Source organism: Salinimonas marina (genome assembly GCF_015644725.1).
In the GTDB taxonomy this organism is placed as follows: domain Bacteria; phylum Pseudomonadota; class Gammaproteobacteria; order Enterobacterales; family Alteromonadaceae; genus Alteromonas.
This window is the reverse complement of the sequence record NZ_CP064795.1, coordinates 1,631,508-1,650,513: the sequence shown is the minus strand read 5'-3', so window position 1 is coordinate 1,650,513 and position 19,006 is coordinate 1,631,508. Positions and strand designations below refer to the sequence as shown.

General features: G+C 49.8%; 14 protein-coding genes and 2 pseudogenes. 7 read left to right on the top strand and 9 right to left on the bottom strand.

Annotated features, from left to right (window positions below; genetic code table 11):
* Positions 1-47: 47 nt before the first annotated feature.
* The 3 genes and pseudogenes from aroA to gyrA form a co-directional block, all read right to left on the bottom strand.
* Positions 48-1,331, bottom strand: a complete 1,284-nt coding sequence (gene aroA / locus IT774_RS07235; RefSeq protein ID WP_195811970.1) for a 3-phosphoshikimate 1-carboxyvinyltransferase — start codon at positions 1,329-1,331, stop codon at positions 48-50.
* Positions 1,332-1,336: 5 nt separating this feature from the next.
* Positions 1,337-2,422: a 3-phosphoserine/phosphohydroxythreonine transaminase gene (gene serC, locus IT774_RS07230; protein ID WP_195811969.1), complete on the bottom strand. Its 1,086-nt coding sequence runs from the start codon at positions 2,420-2,422 to the stop codon at positions 1,337-1,339.
* A 90-nt stretch (positions 2,423-2,512) separates the two neighbouring features.
* Positions 2,513-5,220: pseudogene (gene gyrA, locus IT774_RS07225) on the bottom strand (DNA topoisomerase (ATP-hydrolyzing) subunit A).
* Positions 5,221-5,508: 288 nt separating this feature from the next.
* Between gyrA and ubiG the strand changes: the two are divergent.
* The 4 genes from ubiG (at position 5,509) to yfaE (ending at position 10,430) form a co-directional block, all read left to right on the top strand.
* Positions 5,509-6,213: a bifunctional 2-polyprenyl-6-hydroxyphenol methylase/3-demethylubiquinol 3-O-methyltransferase UbiG gene (gene ubiG / locus IT774_RS07220; protein ID WP_195811968.1), complete on the top strand. Its 705-nt coding sequence runs from the start codon at positions 5,509-5,511 to the stop codon at positions 6,211-6,213.
* A gap of 423 nt (positions 6,214-6,636) precedes the next feature.
* Positions 6,637-8,958: a class 1a ribonucleoside-diphosphate reductase subunit alpha gene (gene nrdA / locus IT774_RS07215; protein ID WP_195811967.1), complete on the top strand. Its 2,322-nt coding sequence runs from the start codon at positions 6,637-6,639 to the stop codon at positions 8,956-8,958.
* 56 nt (positions 8,959-9,014) lie between these two features.
* Positions 9,015-10,145 carry a class Ia ribonucleoside-diphosphate reductase subunit beta gene (gene nrdB, locus IT774_RS07210; RefSeq protein WP_195811966.1) on the top strand — a complete coding sequence of 377 codons (1,131 nt, stop codon included), beginning with the start codon at positions 9,015-9,017 and terminating at the stop codon, positions 10,143-10,145.
* Positions 10,146-10,157: 12 nt separating this feature from the next.
* Positions 10,158-10,430 carry a class I ribonucleotide reductase maintenance protein YfaE gene (gene yfaE / locus IT774_RS07205; RefSeq protein ID WP_195811965.1) on the top strand — a complete coding sequence of 91 codons (273 nt, stop codon included), beginning with the start codon at positions 10,158-10,160 and terminating at the stop codon, positions 10,428-10,430.
* A gap of 397 nt (positions 10,431-10,827) precedes the next feature.
* Here the strand turns inward: yfaE and IT774_RS07200 are convergent, their stop codons facing one another.
* Genes IT774_RS07200 through dapA form a run of 4 tightly spaced genes read right to left on the bottom strand, consistent with a single transcriptional unit; the run spans position 10,828 to position 14,454 of the window.
* Positions 10,828-11,679 carry a DMT family transporter gene (locus tag IT774_RS07200; RefSeq protein ID WP_195811964.1) on the bottom strand — a complete coding sequence of 284 codons (852 nt, stop codon included), beginning with the start codon at positions 11,677-11,679 and terminating at the stop codon, positions 10,828-10,830.
* A gap of 37 nt (positions 11,680-11,716) precedes the next feature.
* Positions 11,717-12,430: a phosphoribosylaminoimidazolesuccinocarboxamide synthase gene (purC, locus tag IT774_RS07195; protein ID WP_195811963.1), complete on the bottom strand. Its 714-nt coding sequence runs from the start codon at positions 12,428-12,430 to the stop codon at positions 11,717-11,719.
* A 14-nt stretch (positions 12,431-12,444) separates the two neighbouring features.
* Positions 12,445-13,557 carry an outer membrane protein assembly factor BamC gene (gene bamC, locus IT774_RS07190; protein WP_195811962.1) on the bottom strand — a complete coding sequence of 371 codons (1,113 nt, stop codon included), beginning with the start codon at positions 13,555-13,557 and terminating at the stop codon, positions 12,445-12,447.
* 12 nt (positions 13,558-13,569) lie between these two features.
* Complete coding sequence (gene dapA / locus IT774_RS07185; RefSeq protein ID WP_195811961.1) at positions 13,570-14,454, bottom strand: 4-hydroxy-tetrahydrodipicolinate synthase; 885 nt, start codon at positions 14,452-14,454, stop codon at positions 13,570-13,572.
* Between the two features lie 160 nt (positions 14,455-14,614).
* Between dapA and IT774_RS07180 the strand changes: the two genes are divergently transcribed.
* Complete coding sequence (locus IT774_RS07180; protein WP_195811960.1) at positions 14,615-15,175, top strand: glycine cleavage system protein R; 561 nt, start codon at positions 14,615-14,617, stop codon at positions 15,173-15,175.
* Positions 15,153-15,620 (top strand): thioredoxin-dependent thiol peroxidase, encoded by a 468-nt coding sequence (bcp, locus tag IT774_RS07175; RefSeq protein WP_195811959.1) that lies wholly within the window; start codon positions 15,153-15,155, stop codon positions 15,618-15,620. Before IT774_RS07180 ends, bcp begins: the two co-directional genes overlap by 23 nt.
* Positions 15,621-15,685: 65 nt before the next feature.
* Here the strand turns inward: bcp and IT774_RS07170 are convergent.
* A pseudogene (locus IT774_RS07170) lies at positions 15,686-16,755 on the bottom strand (AI-2E family transporter).
* A gap of 287 nt (positions 16,756-17,042) precedes the next feature.
* Here IT774_RS07170 and bepA point away from each other — a divergent pair.
* A complete protein-coding gene (gene bepA / locus IT774_RS07165) occupies positions 17,043-18,494 on the top strand; it encodes a beta-barrel assembly-enhancing protease (protein ID WP_195811958.1) in 1,452 nt (483 codons plus the stop codon).
* A gap of 24 nt (positions 18,495-18,518) precedes the next feature.
* Here the strand turns inward: bepA and IT774_RS07160 are convergent, their stop codons facing one another.
* Positions 18,519-18,995, bottom strand: a complete 477-nt coding sequence (locus IT774_RS07160) for a TlpA family protein disulfide reductase (protein WP_195811957.1) — start codon at positions 18,993-18,995, stop codon at positions 18,519-18,521.
* Positions 18,996-19,006: the final 11 nt, after the last annotated feature.

Here is a 19,006-nt window from a genome sequence, read left to right as displayed (position 1 = left end):
AATGCCAACACCTGGTTATAAATACAGCGCATTTCATTCGCACACGGTTAGTTATTGCACAGTGTAGCGAATCTTTCGAAATAATCAGGAAATGTTTTTGCGGTACAGCCTGGGTCGTTAATGGTCACCGGGGTCGAGCTTAATGCAACTAACGAAAAACACATCGCAATGCGGTGATCATTATAGGTATCGATAGCCACATGGGATAAGTGTTCTGGCGGGGTTACGGTAATGTAATCCTGCCCTTCGTCTACCTGCGCCCCCAGTTTTTTAAGTTCAGTGGCCATGGCGTGTAAACGATCGGTTTCTTTTACCCGCCAGTTATAAATATTGCTGATGGTGGTCGGCCCTTTAGCAAACAATGCCGTGGTTGCAATGGTCATGGCAGCATCCGGAATATGATTCATATCCATGGCAATTCCTGATAATGGCGCGCCGGTGACTTCAATATAGTCCCTATGCCAGCTAATCTTAGCCCCCATTTGCTCCAGAACTTCAGCAAAGCGAATATCGCCCTGAATACTGTCTTTACCAATTCCGGTCACCTTCACCGTACCGCCTTTGATGGCGCCTGCGGCCAGAAAGTACGAGGCTGAAGAGGCGTCCCCTTCCACCAGAAACTGGCCGGGTGAGACATAACGCTGGCCAGCTTCAATGGTAAAGCAACGATAGTCGGTGTTGGTTACCATTACCCCAAACTGCGCCATGGTATTAAGGGTAATATCAATATAGGGTTTTGATACCAGCTCGCCCTTGATATGAATATTGGTGGTCTGCTCAAACAAAGGCGCCGCCATCAGCAAGGCTGTCAGAAACTGGCTGGAAACACTGCCATCCACGGTGATGTCGCCACCTTTGAGATGCTGACCTTGGATCGTCAGCGGTGGATAGCCTGCATTTTTCTGATATTCAATCTGGGCGCCAGCCTGCTGCAGACTGTCGACAAGATCGCCAATGGGCCGTTCATCCATACGCGGTTCGCCGGTCAGACTCACCGAGACCTTGCTGGCTGCCAGCGCGGCGCACAAGGGACGCATAGCCGTGCCGGCGTTACCTAAAAACAGCTCAAGATGTTGTTCGTGGGTAAAGGCCCCGCCCAGACCGGTAACCGTACAGGTGGTGTTATTGTCACTTAAAGTGTAATCCACGCCCAGCGCCGATAAGGCGTTAAGCATATGCCGGATATCATCGCTATCGAGCAGGTTGGTGAGCCGGGTTGTTCCGGTCGCCAGCGCCGCCAGCAATAACGCCCGGTTTGATAAACTTTTTGAGCCCGGTACATTGACTTCGCCCTGGACCCGGCTCACCGGCTGTAATGTTAATTGTTGCATGTTGCTTATCCGTACTTACGTTCAAATTCGGCCATAAAGCTGACCAGCGCGGTTACCCCTTCAAGAGGCATAGCATTATAGATACTGGCTCGCATGCCCCCTACCGAGCGATGCCCTTTGAGCGCCTTGAGCCCCTGGGCTTCAGCTTCCTGTACAAAGCGGCTATCCAGAGCAGCATCGGCCAGCTGAAACGGCACATTCATTTTCGAGCGGCATCGCGGGTGAATCTGATTGCGATAAAAGTCTGAAGCGTCAATCGCATTGTATAGGGTGCTGGCTTTGGTCGCATTACGCCGCGCCATTTCAGTTAAGCCGCCGATAGATTTTAACCACTGAAACACCAGCCCGGCCAGATACCAGGAAAATGTGGGGGGCGTGTTGTACATGGAGTCGTGTTTCGCGGCCAGCGTATAGTCAAAAATTGAAGGGGTCGCCGTCTGCGCCTTGCCCAGTAGTGACTCATGTACAATCACTACCGATAATCCAGACGGCCCGATATTTTTCTGGGCCCCGGCATACAACATCCCATAGCGGCTGATATCCAGTGGCTGCGATAAAATCGTCGAAGACATATCGGCGACCAGGGGCACGCCATTGGCCTCAGGAAGCCAGTCGTAGGCAATACCATCAACGGTCTCATTGGGGCAAAAATGCAGATAGGCGGCATCTTTGTCAATATCTGCTGCGGCTGGGGGCGCCATAAAGGCCAGACCGTCTTTGGTACCTGCCTGTTTGATAACCCGGGCCTGATTGTATTTTGCCGCTTCGGCCACCGCCCCTTTTGACCAGGAGCCAGAAACCAGATGCAAAGATGTTTGATCAGGACGTGACAGATTTAACGGCACTGCCGCAAATTGTCCGCGGCCGCCCCCGTGCATAAACAACACCTTGTAATCTGCCGGAATCGCCAGTAAATCGCGCAGATCCTGTTCGGCCTGTTCGGCTACCTGAATAAAGTCATGTCCCCGATGGCTTACTTCCATCACGGACGTACCACTGGCATTCCAGTCTACAAATTGCTCGCGGGCTTGCTGCATCACCGGCTCTGGCAGCTTCGCCGGCCCCGCACTGAAATTATATACATTCGACATAAACATGGTTCTCATCTGGAAACAAAACAAGCGGCCCGAAGCCGCTTGCTAAATACTACAACCGAGGTGCCGGCAAGCCGGCATCAGTGATTATTCTTCAGACGCGGGCTGTCCGGAATCATCGTTGTTTTCAGGGGTGGTGACCGACTCGGCGGCATCGCTGTCTGAGATCTCGATGACAGGGTCGCCGTTTTCGTCCAGCACAATCTCATCTTCGACTTCTTCGATACGCTGCAAGCCAACCACAGACTCATCCTCAGCGGTACGAATCAGGCGCACGCCCTGCGTGTTCCGGCTCACTACCGATACTTCATCAACCCGGGTACGAACCAGCGTGCCCTGATTGCTGATAAGCATGATTTCATCCGTATCATCCACCTGTACGGCGCCCACTACCTTACCGTTACGTTCCGATACTTTGATAGAGACGACGCCCTGGGTGGCCCGACTCTTCGCCGGATAATCCTGCAGCGGCGTACGCTTACCAAAACCATTTTCGGTAGCGGTCAAAATAGCACCATCACCCCGTGGCACAATTAATGACACTACTCGCTGACCTTCCTGCAAACGAATACCACGAACCCCGGTAGCGGTTCGGCCCATCGGACGCAGGGCCAGTAATTCTTCACCGGTTTCCGGATCGCGTTTTACTTCGCCGGTTTCAGAGTCACGTAGTTTTTCGTTAAAGCGGACGACCTTACCTTCATCAGAGAACAACATGATGTCGTCATCACCATGGGTAATCGACACCCCAATCAGTTCATCGCCTTCGTTCAGGTTTACCGCAATAATGCCGCTTGAACGTGGACGAGAATACAGGCTTAAGTCGGTTTTTTTAACCGTACCATTGGCGGTAGCCATCAGCACAAATTTGCCTTCTTCAAATTCCTTGATTGGCAAGATGGCCGTAATACGCTCGTTTGGCTCCAACGGCAGTATATTAACAATGGGCCGGCCACGGGCATTTCGGCTGGCAAATGGCAATTGATACACTTTCAGCCAGTACAAACGACCGCGGGTAGAGAAACATAAGATATGATCATGGGTATTGGCCACCAGCAGACGTTCGATGATGTCTTCATTTTTCATCTTGGTGGCAGACTTGCCTTTGCCGCCACGGCGCTGGGCTTCATAGTCAGACAGTTTCTGATATTTTACATAGCCTTCGCGCGATAGCGTGACCACCACTTCTTCGCGCTCAATCAGATCTTCAATATCAATATCGTGGGTAGCGGCAGTGATTTCAGTACGGCGCACATCACCAAACTCATCACGCACTTTTTCCAGCTCTTCACGAATCACTTCCATCAAACGCTCAGGGCTTTCCAGAATATACATCAGCTCGGCGATCTGCTCGAGTAGCTCTTTGTACTCAGCCAGAATCTTTTCATGTTCCAGACCGGTCAGTTTGTGCAAACGTAAGTCCAGGATCGCCTGGGCCTGCTGTTCAGTCAGATAATATTTGTCATCGCGAATGCCGTATTCGGGCGCCAGCCATTCCGGGCGGGCCGCATCGTTGCCGGCACGTTCCAGCATCTGTGAGACATCGCCCAGTTCCCAGCCCTGGCCAACCAATGATTTTTTGGCGTCCGCGGGCTGTTAGATGCTTTAATAAGCTCGATAACCGGGTCGATATTGGCCAGCGCGATGGCAAGACCTTCAAGAATGTGAGCACGATCGCGGGCTTTACGAAGTTCAAATACGGTACGGCGGGTGACCACCTCACGACGGTGCAGAATAAAGCATTCCAGCACTTCTTTAAGATTGAACACTTTTGGCTGGTTGTTATCCAGCGCCACCATATTGATACCAAATACTGTTTGTAACTGGGTATTGGCATATAAGTGGTTTAACAGTACCTCGGCAGACTCGTTACGTTTAACTTCAATAACGATGCGCATCCCGTCTTTATCAGACTCATCGCGCAGGGCCGAAATACCCTCAATGCGTTTTTCTTTAACCAGATCCGCAATCTTTTCAATCAGACGCGCTTTGTTTACCTGGTAAGGGATCTCGTTGACCACAATGGTCTCTTTACCATTATTCTCGGTCTCGATTTCAGCTTTTGCCCGCAGGTAGATTTTGCCACGGCCGGTCCGATACGCATCTTCAATCCCTTTGCGTCCGCTGATCATAGCCGCCGTCGGGAAGTCCGGTCCGGGGATATGCTCCATCAGACCATCAATGGAAATATCCGGATCTTCAATCAGCGCCACACAGCCATTGATGACTTCGGTCAGGTTGTGGGGCGGAATGTTGGTGGCCATACCGACCGCGATACCGGAAGATCCATTCACCAGCAAATTGGGGACTTTAGTGGGCAGTACTTCTGGAATGAATTCGGTACCATCGTAGTTAGGTACAAAATCCACGGTTTGTTTATCCAGGTCCGCCAGCAATTCGTGGGCAATTTTTGCCATACGAACTTCGGTATAACGCATAGCGGCCGCCGAATCGCCATCCACCGAGCCAAAGTTACCCTGCCCGTCTACCAGCATATAGCGAAGTGAAAAAGGCTGAGCCATACGTACAATGGTGTCGTATACCGCGGAGTCGCCATGAGGATGGTATTTACCGATAACATCACCCACCACACGGGCTGATTTTTTATACGGTTTATTGAAGTCATTCTTCAATTCATTCATCGCGAATAGCACCCGACGGTGCACCGGCTTCAGGCCGTCACGTACATCAGGTAACGCCCGGCCAACAATAACGCTCATCGCATAGTCGAGATAAGAATTCTTTAATTCTTCCTCTATGTTAACGGGGAGAATTTCTTTAGCGTTATCAGTCATAAACTGCTTTTTCCCTTAACTTGGTTTAGTGTGCGCATGCGGAGATAAAAGTCCTGAAACCGCCAGTTGGCTGGCTCCACACATTCTTATTATTGGGGTAATAAATCAATCGACGAGTGTATCACCGACCGGCCAAATAATGTAGCGGTTAATCACAGCAAATGCCATAGAAGGTCTCAAGCGTCTATTTTTCATCCATATACACCCCTACCTGTTCGCTAATGCGTGCCAAACAGACTGGTTTTGCGCTATGTTAGGGTTTTGACATTAGGATACTGGACACAGATCATGACAAATGTGGATCAACAGGAGATATCCAAGTTTGGCGATCTAGCCTCACGTTGGTGGGATACCGAAGGTGAGTTTAAACCGCTGCACGCCATTAATCCGCTACGACTGGACTTTATTGCTCAGCATGCCGGCGGGCTGTTTGATAAAAATGTACTCGATATTGGTTGTGGTGGCGGCATACTGGCTGAAGCCATGGCGCGTATGGGTGCCCAGGTAACCGGTATCGATATGGCTGAGCCTTCTTTAGAGGTAGCGCGGCTGCATGGTCTGGAGTCAGGCATAAACGTTGACTATGAATGTGTGACCGCCGAAGCCTATGCTGAACAACATGCAGGCCAGTTTGATGTGGTGACCTGTATGGAAATGCTGGAGCATGTGCCCGACCCGGCTTCGATTGTAAGCGCCTGTGCCAAACTGGTAAAACCGGGCGGCGCGGTGTTCTTTTCTACCCTGAACCGCAACCCCAAAGCCTATTTGCTGGGCATTGTGGCGGCAGAATATATGCTGGGTTTGGTCCCTAAAGGCACGCATCAGTATCAGCGCTTTATTAAACCTTCTGAACTGATGACCATGATGGGAGAAGCTAACCTGCTCACCCGTAACGCCACCGGTTTGCATATGAACCCGATTACCCAAAGCTTTTATACCTCGGATCAGAACTTGGATGTCAACTACATGTTGCACAGTATCAAACCTGCTTAACACTACATCTAGTGCTGCTGTTAATTTTTGAACACTACATATCCACAAATTTTCAGCAGCCCTTTTTATTATCGGGTAAATATTTTTAAATTTTTCTTAGTCTAAAAAGGCTTGCATTCTGGATATATAGCGATTGCAAATCTGTTTTAGGTTAGTCACCACTAACATTAAAAACTTGACAATCCTTGCACGTGAATGCGGCCGCTATATTCGGTTGCATTACACCGTAAACCTCACTATCTTGTGCCTATCCATTTAACCCCTGACGTCCTCGTGTTGATATTTTCATCTACGAGATTTTACGCATTTCAGGGTTAGGTTAATGGGGCTATTTGCCAGCGGCAATATGTAGCCGACTACGACTAAAAATACAATCGGGCACAGCCCGCGCGACACGCGCTAACAGACAGACGGCCAGTTACCATGAACAACGATTTACTTGTCACCAAACGCAACGGTGAAAAAGAGCCCATCGATCTTGAAAAAATTCATAAAGTTGTCACCTGGGCAGCAGAAGGACTAAATAATGTTTCGGTTTCTCAGGTAGAGATCAAAGCCCAGATTCAATTCTATGATGGCATCAAAACCGGTGAAATCCATGAAACATTGATCAAATCAGCGGCCGACCTTATCTCTACTGATGCGCCTGACTATCAGTATCTGGCAGCCCGGTTAGCGGTCTTCCATTTACGCAAAAAAGCGTATGGCCAGTTCGAGCCACCGTCGTTGTATGATCATGTGGTCAAAATGGTTGATGCACAAAAATACGATGCCCATTTGCTGGAAGATTTTACGCCTGCAGAATTTGCCGAGATGGACTCGTATATCGATCATTGGCGGGATATGAATTTCAGCTATGCGGCGGTTAAGCAGCTTGAAGGCAAGTACCTGGTACAAAACCGGGTCACCGGCGACATTTATGAAAGCGCTCAGTTTTTATATATTCTGGTGGCTGCCTGTTTATTTGCCAATTACCCTAAAGAAACGCGCCTGAGCTATATTCGCCGTTTTTACAATGCCGCGTCTACCTTCAAGTTGTCTCTGCCTACGCCGATTATGTCTGGGGTACGTACGCCAACCCGTCAGTTCAGCTCTTGTGTACTGATCGAAACCGGCGATAGCCTGGACTCAATCAACGCCACCTCGTCGGCGATTGTTAAGTATGTCAGTCAGCGTGCCGGTATCGGCGTGAATGCAGGCCGGATTCGTGCGCTGGGCAGCCCTATTCGTGGCGGCGAAGCCTTTCATACCGGTTGTATTCCCTTTTATAAATACTTCCAGACTGCAGTAAAAAGCTGTTCACAAGGCGGTGTTCGCGGCGGTGCAGCCACCTTATTCTATCCGTTATGGCATCTGGAGGTTGAATCCTTACTGGTGCTTAAAAACAACCGCGGCGTAGAAGAAAACCGCGTGCGTCATTTAGATTATGGTGTGCAGTTCAACAAGCTGATGTATCAGCGCATGATGAAAGACGATTACATCACTTTGTTCAGCCCCTCTGACTGCCCCGGCATGTACGATGCGTTTTTTGCCGACCAGGCAAAATTTGAAGAGTTGTATGTAAAATACGAAAACGACGACAGCATTCGTAAAAAGCGCATCAAAGCCATGGAGCTGTTCAGTTTGTTTATGCAGGAGCGCGCCTCCACGGGTCGTATTTATCTGCAAAATGTGGATCACTGCAACACCCACAGCCCGTTCGACCCTTCAGTAGCGCCGGTTCGCCAAAGTAATCTGTGTCTGGAAATTGCGCTGCCAACCAAGCCTTTACAACATGTGAATGATGAAGAAGGTGAAATCGCCCTGTGTACCTTGTCGGCCTTTAACTTAGGTGCGATTGAGTCGGTCGACGAGTTTGAAGAGTTGTCAGATCTGGCGGTACGGGCTCTGGACAGCCTACTGGACTATCAGGATTACCCGGTACCGGCGGCGTACAATGCCACCATGAACCGTCGTACCCTGGGTGTAGGAGTCATCAACTTTGCCTACTTCCTGGCTAAAAATAATGTGCGTTATTCTGATCACAGCGCCAATGGCCTGGTGCACCGTACGTTTGAAGCGATGCAGTATCACCTGCTAAAAGCCTCAAATAATCTGGCGAAGGAAAAAGGCGCCTGTCCTAAGTTTCACGAAACCACCTATTCACAAGGCATCATGCCCATTGATTCTTATAAAAAGGATCTGGACACCGTGTGCAATGAGCCATTGCAGTGTGACTGGGATACCCTTCGTGAAGACATTAAGGCGCACGGGTTACGCAACTCTACCCTGTCGGCACTGATGCCGTCTGAAACCTCGTCACAGATTTCCAATGCCACCAATGGTATCGAACCACCACGGGGCCATATCAGCATCAAGTCAAGCAAAGACGGTGTGTTGAAACAGGTGGTTCCGGAGTACGACACGCTCAAAGAAAAGTATGAGCTGTTGTGGGATATTCCTTCTAACGACGGTTATCTGCAGCTTGTCGGTATTATGCAAAAATTTATCGACCAGACGATTTCGGCCAATACCAATTACGACCCCAGCCGTCATGCGAATGGCAAGGTGCCGATGAAGCTGTTGTTAAAAGATTTGCTTACGGCTTATAAACTGGGTGTGAAAACGCTGTATTATCACAATACCCGTGATGGCGCCTCAGACACCAGTTCAGTGGAAGTCAAAACTCAGCAACAAACACCGCTGGCTCAGGCCACGGTGGTTGAAGAAGATGATGATTGTGCCGGCGGTGCGTGTAAAATATAACACGCACCCGTGGCTAACCATGGTTTAATACACAAAATTGGGTTTATTCGGTACTTATGAAATACACCACCTTTAATCAAAACATCACCAACCCACTGGGCGAACCCATGTTTTTCGGGAACCCGGTGAATGTTGCACGTTATGATCAGCAAAAACATTCTATCTTTGAAAAACTGATCGAGAAGCAAATCAGCTTTTTCTGGCGTCCTGAAGAGGTAGATGTCACGCGCGACCGGGTTGATTTTCAAAAGCTGACAGACCCGGAAAAGCATATTCTGATTTCTAACCTGAAATATCAGACCCTGCTGGACTCGGTCCAGGGCAGAAGTCCGAATATCGCGTTTCTTCCTATTGTGTCATTACCTGAGCTGGAAACCTGGGTGGAAACCTGGTCGTTTTTTGAGACCATCCACTCGCGTTCTTACACCCATATTTTGCGCAACCTGTTTTCTGATCCCAGCGAGATTTTTGAGGACATTGTTGAAAACGAACAAATCAAACAACGTGCCGCGGATATTTCCCGCTACTATGATGATCTGATTTTTGCGACTCAGCTGTGGCAAACTCAGGGGGAAGGTACCCACACGGTTAATGGCGAAGTTCATGTTATTAATCAGCGCGAGCTTAAAAAGAAACTGTATTTGTGTATGAATTCGGTTAATGCGCTGGAAGCCATTCGCTTTTATGTGTCATTTGCCTGCACATTTGCTTTTGCCGAGCGCAAATTGATGGAAGGCAACTCCAAGATCATTCGTTTGATTGCCCGGGATGAGAATCTGCATCTTACCTCAACCCAGCATATTCTGAATCTGTGGGCAAAAGGCAAAGACGATCCTGAAATGGCCGAAATCGCCGAAGAGTGTAAAGACCAGGCCCGCGACATATTTATGAACGCAGTTGAGCAGGAAAAAGAATGGGCGGATTATCTGTTCCAAAACGGCTCTATGATTGGTCTGAACAAGCAGATTCTGTGCGAATACGTGGAATACATTGCCAACCAGCGCATGTCTGCCATTGGGCTGGACACGCCGTTTGACGTGAAAAGCAATCCGCTGCCATGGATGAACAATTATCTTAATTCAGATAATGTTCAGGTGGCGCCGCAGGAGTCAGAAATCAGCTCTTACCTGGTTGGTCAGATTGATTCTTCGGTCAGTGAAGATGATTTTGCTGACTTCGAGCTTTAATCAGCCGGGGTAATGACAAAGCCTGATGATGCATTTCGTATCGATGTTGTTGATGCGAAATGCGTACCCGCCCGCCATGATAAAACCCTGCTGGAATCCTTAGAACAAAGTGGCATCGATGTGCATTATCATTGCCGGGAAGGGTTTTGCGGCGCCTGCCGTACCAAATTAAAAGCCGGTGCGGTGCGCTATACCACCGATCCACTGGCCTTCATTGATGATGATGAAATTCTGCCCTGCTGCTGTGTTCCTACCACCGATCTAAAAGTCATCGTTCCACTTTAACCGCGCGCCGTCCCATTATTGCGGTTATATTAGGTGGGTTATCAGCTGTTTTACGTTAACCACTTGCCACGCTTACCATTTCACGGGATAAAGTGGTATTGACCCCCTTATAGCGCACAATCAAAACCTACAGAATTTGACGACATTCCTGGCTTGCGGAAGTTGGAATAACAGCGTATCAAACAGGCAGACAGGCGCAAGCAATACGACACCGGGCTCAGACAATGCCAGTACCAGGGTGTCAGTTTGCCCACGTATTCACTCATTACTATCGATGCCAACCTTTCACAAACAATTTGTCAGGACCGGCAGTTACACAAACCACACAGCGGAAGCACTTTATGGTTCAGATTGAACGCACAGCGGCCCCCACGGAGATGAAGCCCCCATCAGTCAGTTAACGGTAGCGTATTACCAGCGCAATGCCCCCCAGGGTAGCAAGACAGGCAAGGATCATCTGCCCCGTAATCGACTCGGCTAAAAATGCCCAGCCCATCAGCATCGCCAGTACCGGTACGCTGAGCTGAATAGTGGCTGCCACCGAGCTTTGTAACGACGGTAGCACCGCATACCAGATAGCATAGCCTGCGCCTGAAGCCAGTGCGCCGGAGGCTATTGCATAACTTATTGCGGCCGTGTTCATTGCTGGCCCGCCCTCGCCCGGTAACCACCACCACAGTAGGAGTAACAATGGCAGGCTACGCCAGAAGTTACCGGTGGTGACCAGCAATGGCTGGGTGCTGCCCCGCCCCATCAGGGTGTATACCGCCCAGGCGATGCCTGCACTTATCATCAACGCCGCCGGCACTAATGCCGGGCTTACTGCGGAGGGCAGCAACAACACCACCAGTCCAACAATTGCCAGGCCAAAGCCCAGGGTTTGGATGAGGTTAAAACGCTCGTTATTCCACAAACTATAGGCAATCATGGTCAGTTGCACCGCCCCAAATAACAACAGTGCGCCGGTGCCCGTATTCATGCCGGTATAGGCAAACGAAAACCCGGCGGCATACACAAACAGGGCGATGGCGCCCGGCCAACTACCATAACGCAGGCTAAAACGGTTTTTAATTCCACAGATAAGCGCCAGCATAAGTGCGCCGCTGAGTAAACGAATGATGGTAAAGGTGGCAGGATCCAGACTCGTCTGTGCCAGCGCCATACGGCACAGCAATGAGTTAGCGGCGAACGCCAGCATCGCCAGACAGGTGAGCAGACCCACCCGTAAAGAGGAAGACAACCGGGGCATAATAAAAAGGGACCGAACGGGTCCCTTATAGTATCACTTAGAGCTTCAGGCCGAGACGGCCGGCCACTTCGATGTAGGTCTCTACCACCGAACCCAGCCCTTGCCGAAAGCGATCCTTGTCCATCTTCTTGCGGGTTTCTTTATCCCACAGACGACAACCATCCGGCGTAAACTCATCACCCAGCACCAATGCCCCATTGCCATCAATGCCAAATTCCAGTTTATAATCCACCAACAGCATACCGGCTTCGTCGAACAAGGCTTTTAAAACATTGTTGACGGCGAAGGTCAGTCTTTTCATGTCACTGATTTGAGCTTCCGTAGCCCAGCCAAATGACACGATATGATAATCATTGACCATAGGATCATGCAGTGCATCGTTCTTTAAAAAGAACTCAAATACCGGAGGATCCAGCAGTTCCCCTTCGGTCACGCCTAAACGACGAACCAGCGAGCCGGCGGCGACATTTCGGACCACACATTCGACCGGAATCATATCCAGCTTTTTGACCAGCGAATCATTGTCTGACAACAACGCTTCCACCTGCGTGGCGATGCCAGCCACTTCCAGCTTAGTCATAATGAAATGGTTAAATTTATTATTCACTTCACCTTTTCGATCCAGCTGCTCGATTTTTTCACCATCAAAAGCAGAAGTGTCGTTTCTGAATTCCAGAATAAGCTTGTCGTTGTCATCGGTATAATAAACCGTTTTCGCCTTGCCCCGGTACAGCTCTTCACGTTTTTGCATGTTAGGTCTCAGTCTTAAATGTCCAGGTCGTCTTGCGACATTACCTTAGAAAATGATTCGTAAACTTCAGATAGCTGCTGGCTATCAAATGGCTGACTTTCATCGTCCATAAACAGGACTGTGGTGCGTTCGTTTTGGGGGGCTACCTGTAACCGGTAGTCGCCTTGTTCAAGCAGTTCATCATCACCTGAGAACAAATTACCCCACCAGCCTTCGTCTTCACCATTGTAGGTCACAAACAACAGACCGTTTGATTTATCCAAATCTTTAACATCGAAGCCCAGTTTACGTAGTACCAACAGCATACGTGGCCACACGACGTTGTATTGTCCATCTACAATAATGGCAGGGGTGTCTTGGGCGGTGGTGCCCAGTTCGGTTTGCAGACCCTGACGAATCTCGGCCAGGCGACGGGTGTTATCCAGCTGAATCTGGTATTCATAATGCGCAATGACCTGGTTAAGAATGGCAACTTCTTCACGACGTTGTTCATAGTCATTGATAGCGTCTTTTACCTCATCGCCCCGCTCTTCTTTAAAATCCACCAGACTGGCGGTTAATGAAGCAGTGCGACCGTGCGGCTTAACCTGCATGGTAAAAGCAAACTTGCGCTTTCGATCAGCATTGATGTCATCAGATAAGGCATACCAGGGGCTGTCTTCATCTTCAATTTCTTCGCTGGCCACAAAATACTCGGTGACCAGACGGTTTTGCTGTTGGTCGAATGACGCTACCGGCACCTCATGTTTTTCTAAAAAACTGCGCAGGGTCTGCCAGATGGCCTGTTCTAACGGGATGGAATCATCTACCTGGTCAAAAATGACCGAGGCCTGGCGGGTGCCTTCTTCAACATGTGAGCCTTTTACCAAAGGATGGACCAGCGCTGGTGAGGTGACCGGGATTTTCTTGCCGACCAGATTCGGGTTGGCCTCACTGCTCAGCTCTGGCAGCTCGTAATCACGGGAAAATTCAGGTTTGTCCAGTTCTTCGGGCGTTCTGAACGTATCGCTCTGTTCTGCATCAAGATAGTCATAGCTGCCAGAGGCGGTTTGATTGTCCAGTTGGCTAGAACATCCGGAAACAGCCATTACCACCAGACTGCTTACCAAAGCCAGGGATTTATTCATCGGTATTCCTTCTTAACCTTTTATCAGGCCATATTGTTGTAATATCGTTTCGATATGTTTTTGGCTGGCAAGTTCCGGTGGCACCATCGGTAACCGCAAAAATGCGCTGTTGATCAGCCCCATTTTATGCAGCGCCCATTTCGGCATCACCGGATTCGGCTCAATAAACAGGCCGGTATGAAGCTGCTCAATGCCCGCATCAATATCACGACAACGGGCGTAATCGCCCGCCAGTGCGGCTTCGCACATTTGTGCCATGGCTTTGGGCACCACATTGGCGGTGACAGAAATCACCCCGTGGCCACCTTCACATAAAAATTCTTTGCTGGTTGCGTCATCACCGCTAAGCAGAATAAAGTCATCATCGACCAGCGCCTGCAGATCTTTTAAGCGGCTAATATCCCCGGTGGCATCTTTAAGACCCACAATGTTGGGATGCTGGGAAAGTGTCGCGGCGGTTTCAGGTAACATGTCGACGACCGTGCGGCCCGGCACATTATACAACATTACCGGTAACTCTGAGGCATCGGCGATGGCGGTAAAATGCGCCACCATGCCCGCCTGCTGCGGTTTGTTGTAGTAGGGTACCACACTTAAAAATCCGTCTACGCCAAGGGAGGCCATCTGTTCGCTTAAAAAGATAGCCTCGGCGGTGGAATTGGCACCGGCACCGGCCAGCACCGGGATTTTTCCGGCGGCCATTTTGACAATCTGGCGGACCACTTCAACATGTTCATCAAAGGGTAATGTCGCTGATTCGCCGGTGGTGCCCACCGCTATAATACCATGTGTACCCTGCTCTATATGAAACTGCACTAAGCGTTCGAGCGCCGGGTAATCAATCTCGCCGTTATCATGCATCGGCGTGATGAGTGCAACATAACTGCCTTTAAACATAGTATCTCCGCGTTTGGTGAGCGCACATGTTAATTATTCACCCTGGCAAAAACAAGCACGGCGGTACTGAAATTTAGACTATTTACCGAACCGCAGGTGCTGGAATCGCTAAAAAGCTCTGTGCTACCATCCAGCGAACCAACAAATAGTCATCCTTTCTATGAAGCAGCAACTCATTGTTACCATTCTGGGTACCGACCGCAGCGGTATTTTAAGCGAACTTGCGACCCTGATGTCTGAAGCTCAGTGCAATATTCTTGACAGCCGTCAGGCCATTTATGGTCAGGAGTTTTCGCTGACCATGATTTTAGAGGGCGAGCACATCGCCATCACCCGGGCCGAATGTCTGATCCCCGGTTTATGCCAGCGTCTGGACTTGTTGTCGATGATGAAACGTACCCGCCACCACGCCAAACAAAATCTGGAACATCTGTTTGATGTAGAGTTTCAGGGGGAAGATGCCGCAGGCTTAATCAAAGCGGTGACCGGTTTTTTTGCGCAGCGGCAAGCCTCAATCAGTGCGTTTCGCCAGCGGGTATATCAGGATGCTGACGGCAGCTATCAGGAAATGCGCTGCAAATTTGTGGTCAATGCGCCCGACTCAATTAACTTTGACGAGTTGCAAAAAGATTTAATGGCCTTATTTGATTCATTAAACGTGACCGGAAAAGTGGTCGATAAACATAATAAGGAGACTCATGAACACACTACAAGCTGGTGATAAAGCACCGCAGTTTACTCTGCCTGACCAGGATGATAACGCAATAGCATTGCAGGATTTCGCGGACAAAAAGGTGCTGGTCTATTTTTACCCCAAAGCGATGACCCCCGGCTGTACCACGCAGGCGCAAAACCTGCGCGATGTAAAAGCGCAACTTGATGAGCACAACGTGGTGGTGTTGGGCATCAGCCCCGACCCGGTAAAACGGCTACCCAAGTTTATCGAAAAACATGATTTGAATTTCACCCTGCTCTCGGACGAAGATCATAAGGTGGCCGAAGACTTTGGTGTCTGGGGTCTTAAGAAATTTATGGGCAAAGAATACGATGGCATTCACCGTATGAGCTTTTTAATTGATGAACAGGGCCAGATTGAGCATGTGTTCAATAAGTTCAAAACCAAAGAGCATCATCAGGTGGTATTAGATTATCTGAATAAAGCATAACTGATAATGCCAATCAAAAAGCCGCCCTCTTCGGCGGCTTTTTTGTAGGTGAACGAGGACTGTGCTTAAACAGTGGGTTCTAACGGCTCCGGACTGGTACTCCACGCGGTAATCAGCGCTTTTACCAGGGTTGCTAACGGGATAGCGAAAAAGACTCCCCAGAACCCCCACAGGCCGCCAAAAAACAGCACCGCGACAATGATATAAAGCGGATGCAGGCTTACGGCTTCCGAAAACAACAACGGTACCAGCAAATTTCCATCCAGCCCCTGAATAATGGTATAAGCCAGCATCAGGTACCAAAACTCGGGGTGATCCCCCACTGGAACATGGCGACCACCGCCACCGGAATGGTCACAACGGCAGCGCCGATGTACGGAATCAGCACGGATAAGCCCACTAATACCCCAAGCAGCATGGCATAACGCAGCTCCATGACCGCAAAAGCGACGCAGGACACTGCCCCCACAATCACAATTTCGATGGCTTTGCCACGAATATAATTGGCGATCTGCAGATTCATCTCGTGGCCCACCTGGGTTATAAGACGACGTTCGCGGGGCATTACTGAAGAAATGCTGTTTAGAAAGAAGTTTTTATCTTTCAGCATAAAAAACACCATCAGCGGCACCAGCACTAAATACACCAGTAACGCAGCCAGGTCACCCAGCGAACTGACCGAAGCAGAGATAAGCTGTTCGCCTACCTCCACCAATTTGTCGTTCAGTCCTTCCATCATTTGATGGATATGATAAACCTGCACATAATCAGGGTACTTTTGCGGCAGAGTCAGGATCCAGTCCTGGGCATTTTGCCAGATTAACGGGGTTTCCTGAATAAGATTAATACTCTGGCGGGAGATAATCGGCACCAGCCCCACCAACAGCAAAATACTGATGGCGACAAAGCCCAGTAGTACCAACACACTGGACAGAGTTCGTCCGATCCCCAGCCTCACCATTCGGGCCACGGGCCAGTCGAGCAGATACGCAATAACAGCCGCCACCAGCACCGGCAGTATTAACCCACCCCAAATCAGCAATACGGCAGTGGTCAGAATAATCATTATCAGCAACATGGCTGCATCGGGATCTGAAAATTTACGCCAGTACCAGCGTCCGAAGACACTAAACAAACTCATCAAACAGTCTCGTTATGGGAATACAAAAAAGGCATCATAGGGTATGCCTGTGAGATGAGCAACTGACAATACGCAGACCAGGATGATATCTGCGATGGGTGGTGAATATTTCCTGCCTTATGTGACCAAACAGCCTGAAATTTGGGTAAAAAACATAGCAATAGCGAATCAGCTACGGCAGAATAAATGCATAAAAATGAAAAAAAGATGAAACTGTTCAGCATAATGGGCGCTCTAAAGCTGCAAACCTCGCTGGCGCAGTACTCTTTAAAAAGGGCGAAATGAGATCACTAGTGAAACGCGGCCTTAAGGCCGGCTTATTTTTAGCAGCCCTGAGCTTTTCTGTGGTTGCACAACAAACCTACAATGATAAGAATACGCTTCCTGAAATCGGCGTAGTTGCGGCTGATGCAATGTCACTGGACAAAGAAATGATTGTTGGTGATGCGGTTATGCGGCAGATGCGCGGACAGGCCCCGCTGATTATGGATCCGGTGTTAGATGAGTATCTGCAGGATCTGGGCAATCGTCTGGTGGTGTATGCCGATAATGCTAAATTTCCATTTTCTTTCTTCTGGGTAAACAATGACGCCATCAATGCTTTTGCTTTTTTTGGTGGGCATATCGGCGTGCATTCGGGGCTGATTCATCATTCCAATACCGAAAGTGAGCTGGCCTCGGTGTTAGCCCACGAAATTTCTCACGTCACCCAGCGCCACCTTGCCCGCAGTATGCAATCACAACAGCGTTCTGCGCCTTTGGCATTAGCCTCGATGCTGGGGGGAATTTTGCTGGCCATTGCTAATCCCGAGGCGGGCATGGCCGCCCTGGCCAGCGGTCAGGCAGCCAGTGCCCAGCGACAAATTGACTATACCCGTTCCAATGAACAGGAAGCCGACCGCATCGGCATCACCATGCTGGCCAGAGCCGGATTTGATCCTCGCGCCGCCGCCAGTTTTTTCTCGACACTAAACGAGCAGTACCGCCTGGTCTCGCGCCCTCCGGCACGCCTGTTGTCGCACCCGTTAACGGAGTCGCGGGTGGCTGATGCCCGGGCCCGGGCCGCGAAATATCCCGAGGTTAGGGTAAGTAGCAGCAAGGCGTACCATTTAGCCAAGGCCCGGGTTAAGGCCCGCTATACCTTCAGCGAGCACTTCAGCCTGGAATATTATCGAGAAGCAGTAGCCAAAGAACCGTCAGATGCCGCTTATTACGGTCTGGCGCTGGCCTACCTGCGCAATCAGCAACCGGCAGAAGCGCAACCAATAATTGATAAACTGCTCAGTCAGTCCCCTGAAAATCTGTTTTATCTGGATGTGGCCACGGATATTTCGTTAGCCCAGCAGCGCTACGACGAAGCCATCGAGCGCCTGAGCCCGCACCTTAAGCGGACACCGCGTAATCAGGTATTGGTACTGAACCAGGCGAATGCCCTGATTGAAGCAGGACGCCATGAGCCGGCAGTAAAAATTCTAAAAGATTATATTTTGGTCAATGATGAAAGCCAGTTGGCCTATCAGTTACTTACCCGAGCTTATGAAAAAGCCCGGGATCGTAAAGATATGCATCAGTCTAAAGCAGAAGTGCTGGCGTTATATGGCGCCTATCAGCGGGCGGTGGACGAATTACAGTTTGCCTACAATTATACCGGTGAAAACTACCTTGCCAAACAAAAAATCCGGGCCCGGATAAAACAACTGCGGGAGCAGGAGGAACGCCTCAAACGACTGTAAGCCCGCATAATTGTTGCACCTGCATTACTGCTGCAGTTGTGCCAGGGTCGCCGTTAATTGTTTGGCACTGATTTCTCCCATCAGTGTTTTCACCACCTGCCCGTCAGGCGCAATAATGAAGGTCGCCGGCAGCGCCGGTGGCGGCGCCATGGGAAGGTGGGTCTCCGGACCAGCCACAATCACCGGAAAGCGAATATCATATTTTTGTCTGAGTGCCTGCACTTGTTGCTGGTCTGCCGGGTCATAATTGATGGCAAATAACCGCACCTCGTCGGGTTTGGTACGGGCAAACTGGTTTAATTCGGGGATCTCTTTTAAACAGGGGGCACACCAGGGCGCAAAATAGTTCACCACCACCCAGCTTTGCTTAAGCTCACGCCACTGATACTGGCGTCCATCACTGGTGACAAAATCATAGCGGGTCGCCTCGCGAGTAAGCACCCCGGCAGTCATGCCAATTAGAATAAGGGCAATATAAAACAACGGTTTAGTTTTTTTCATCGCAGAGATAG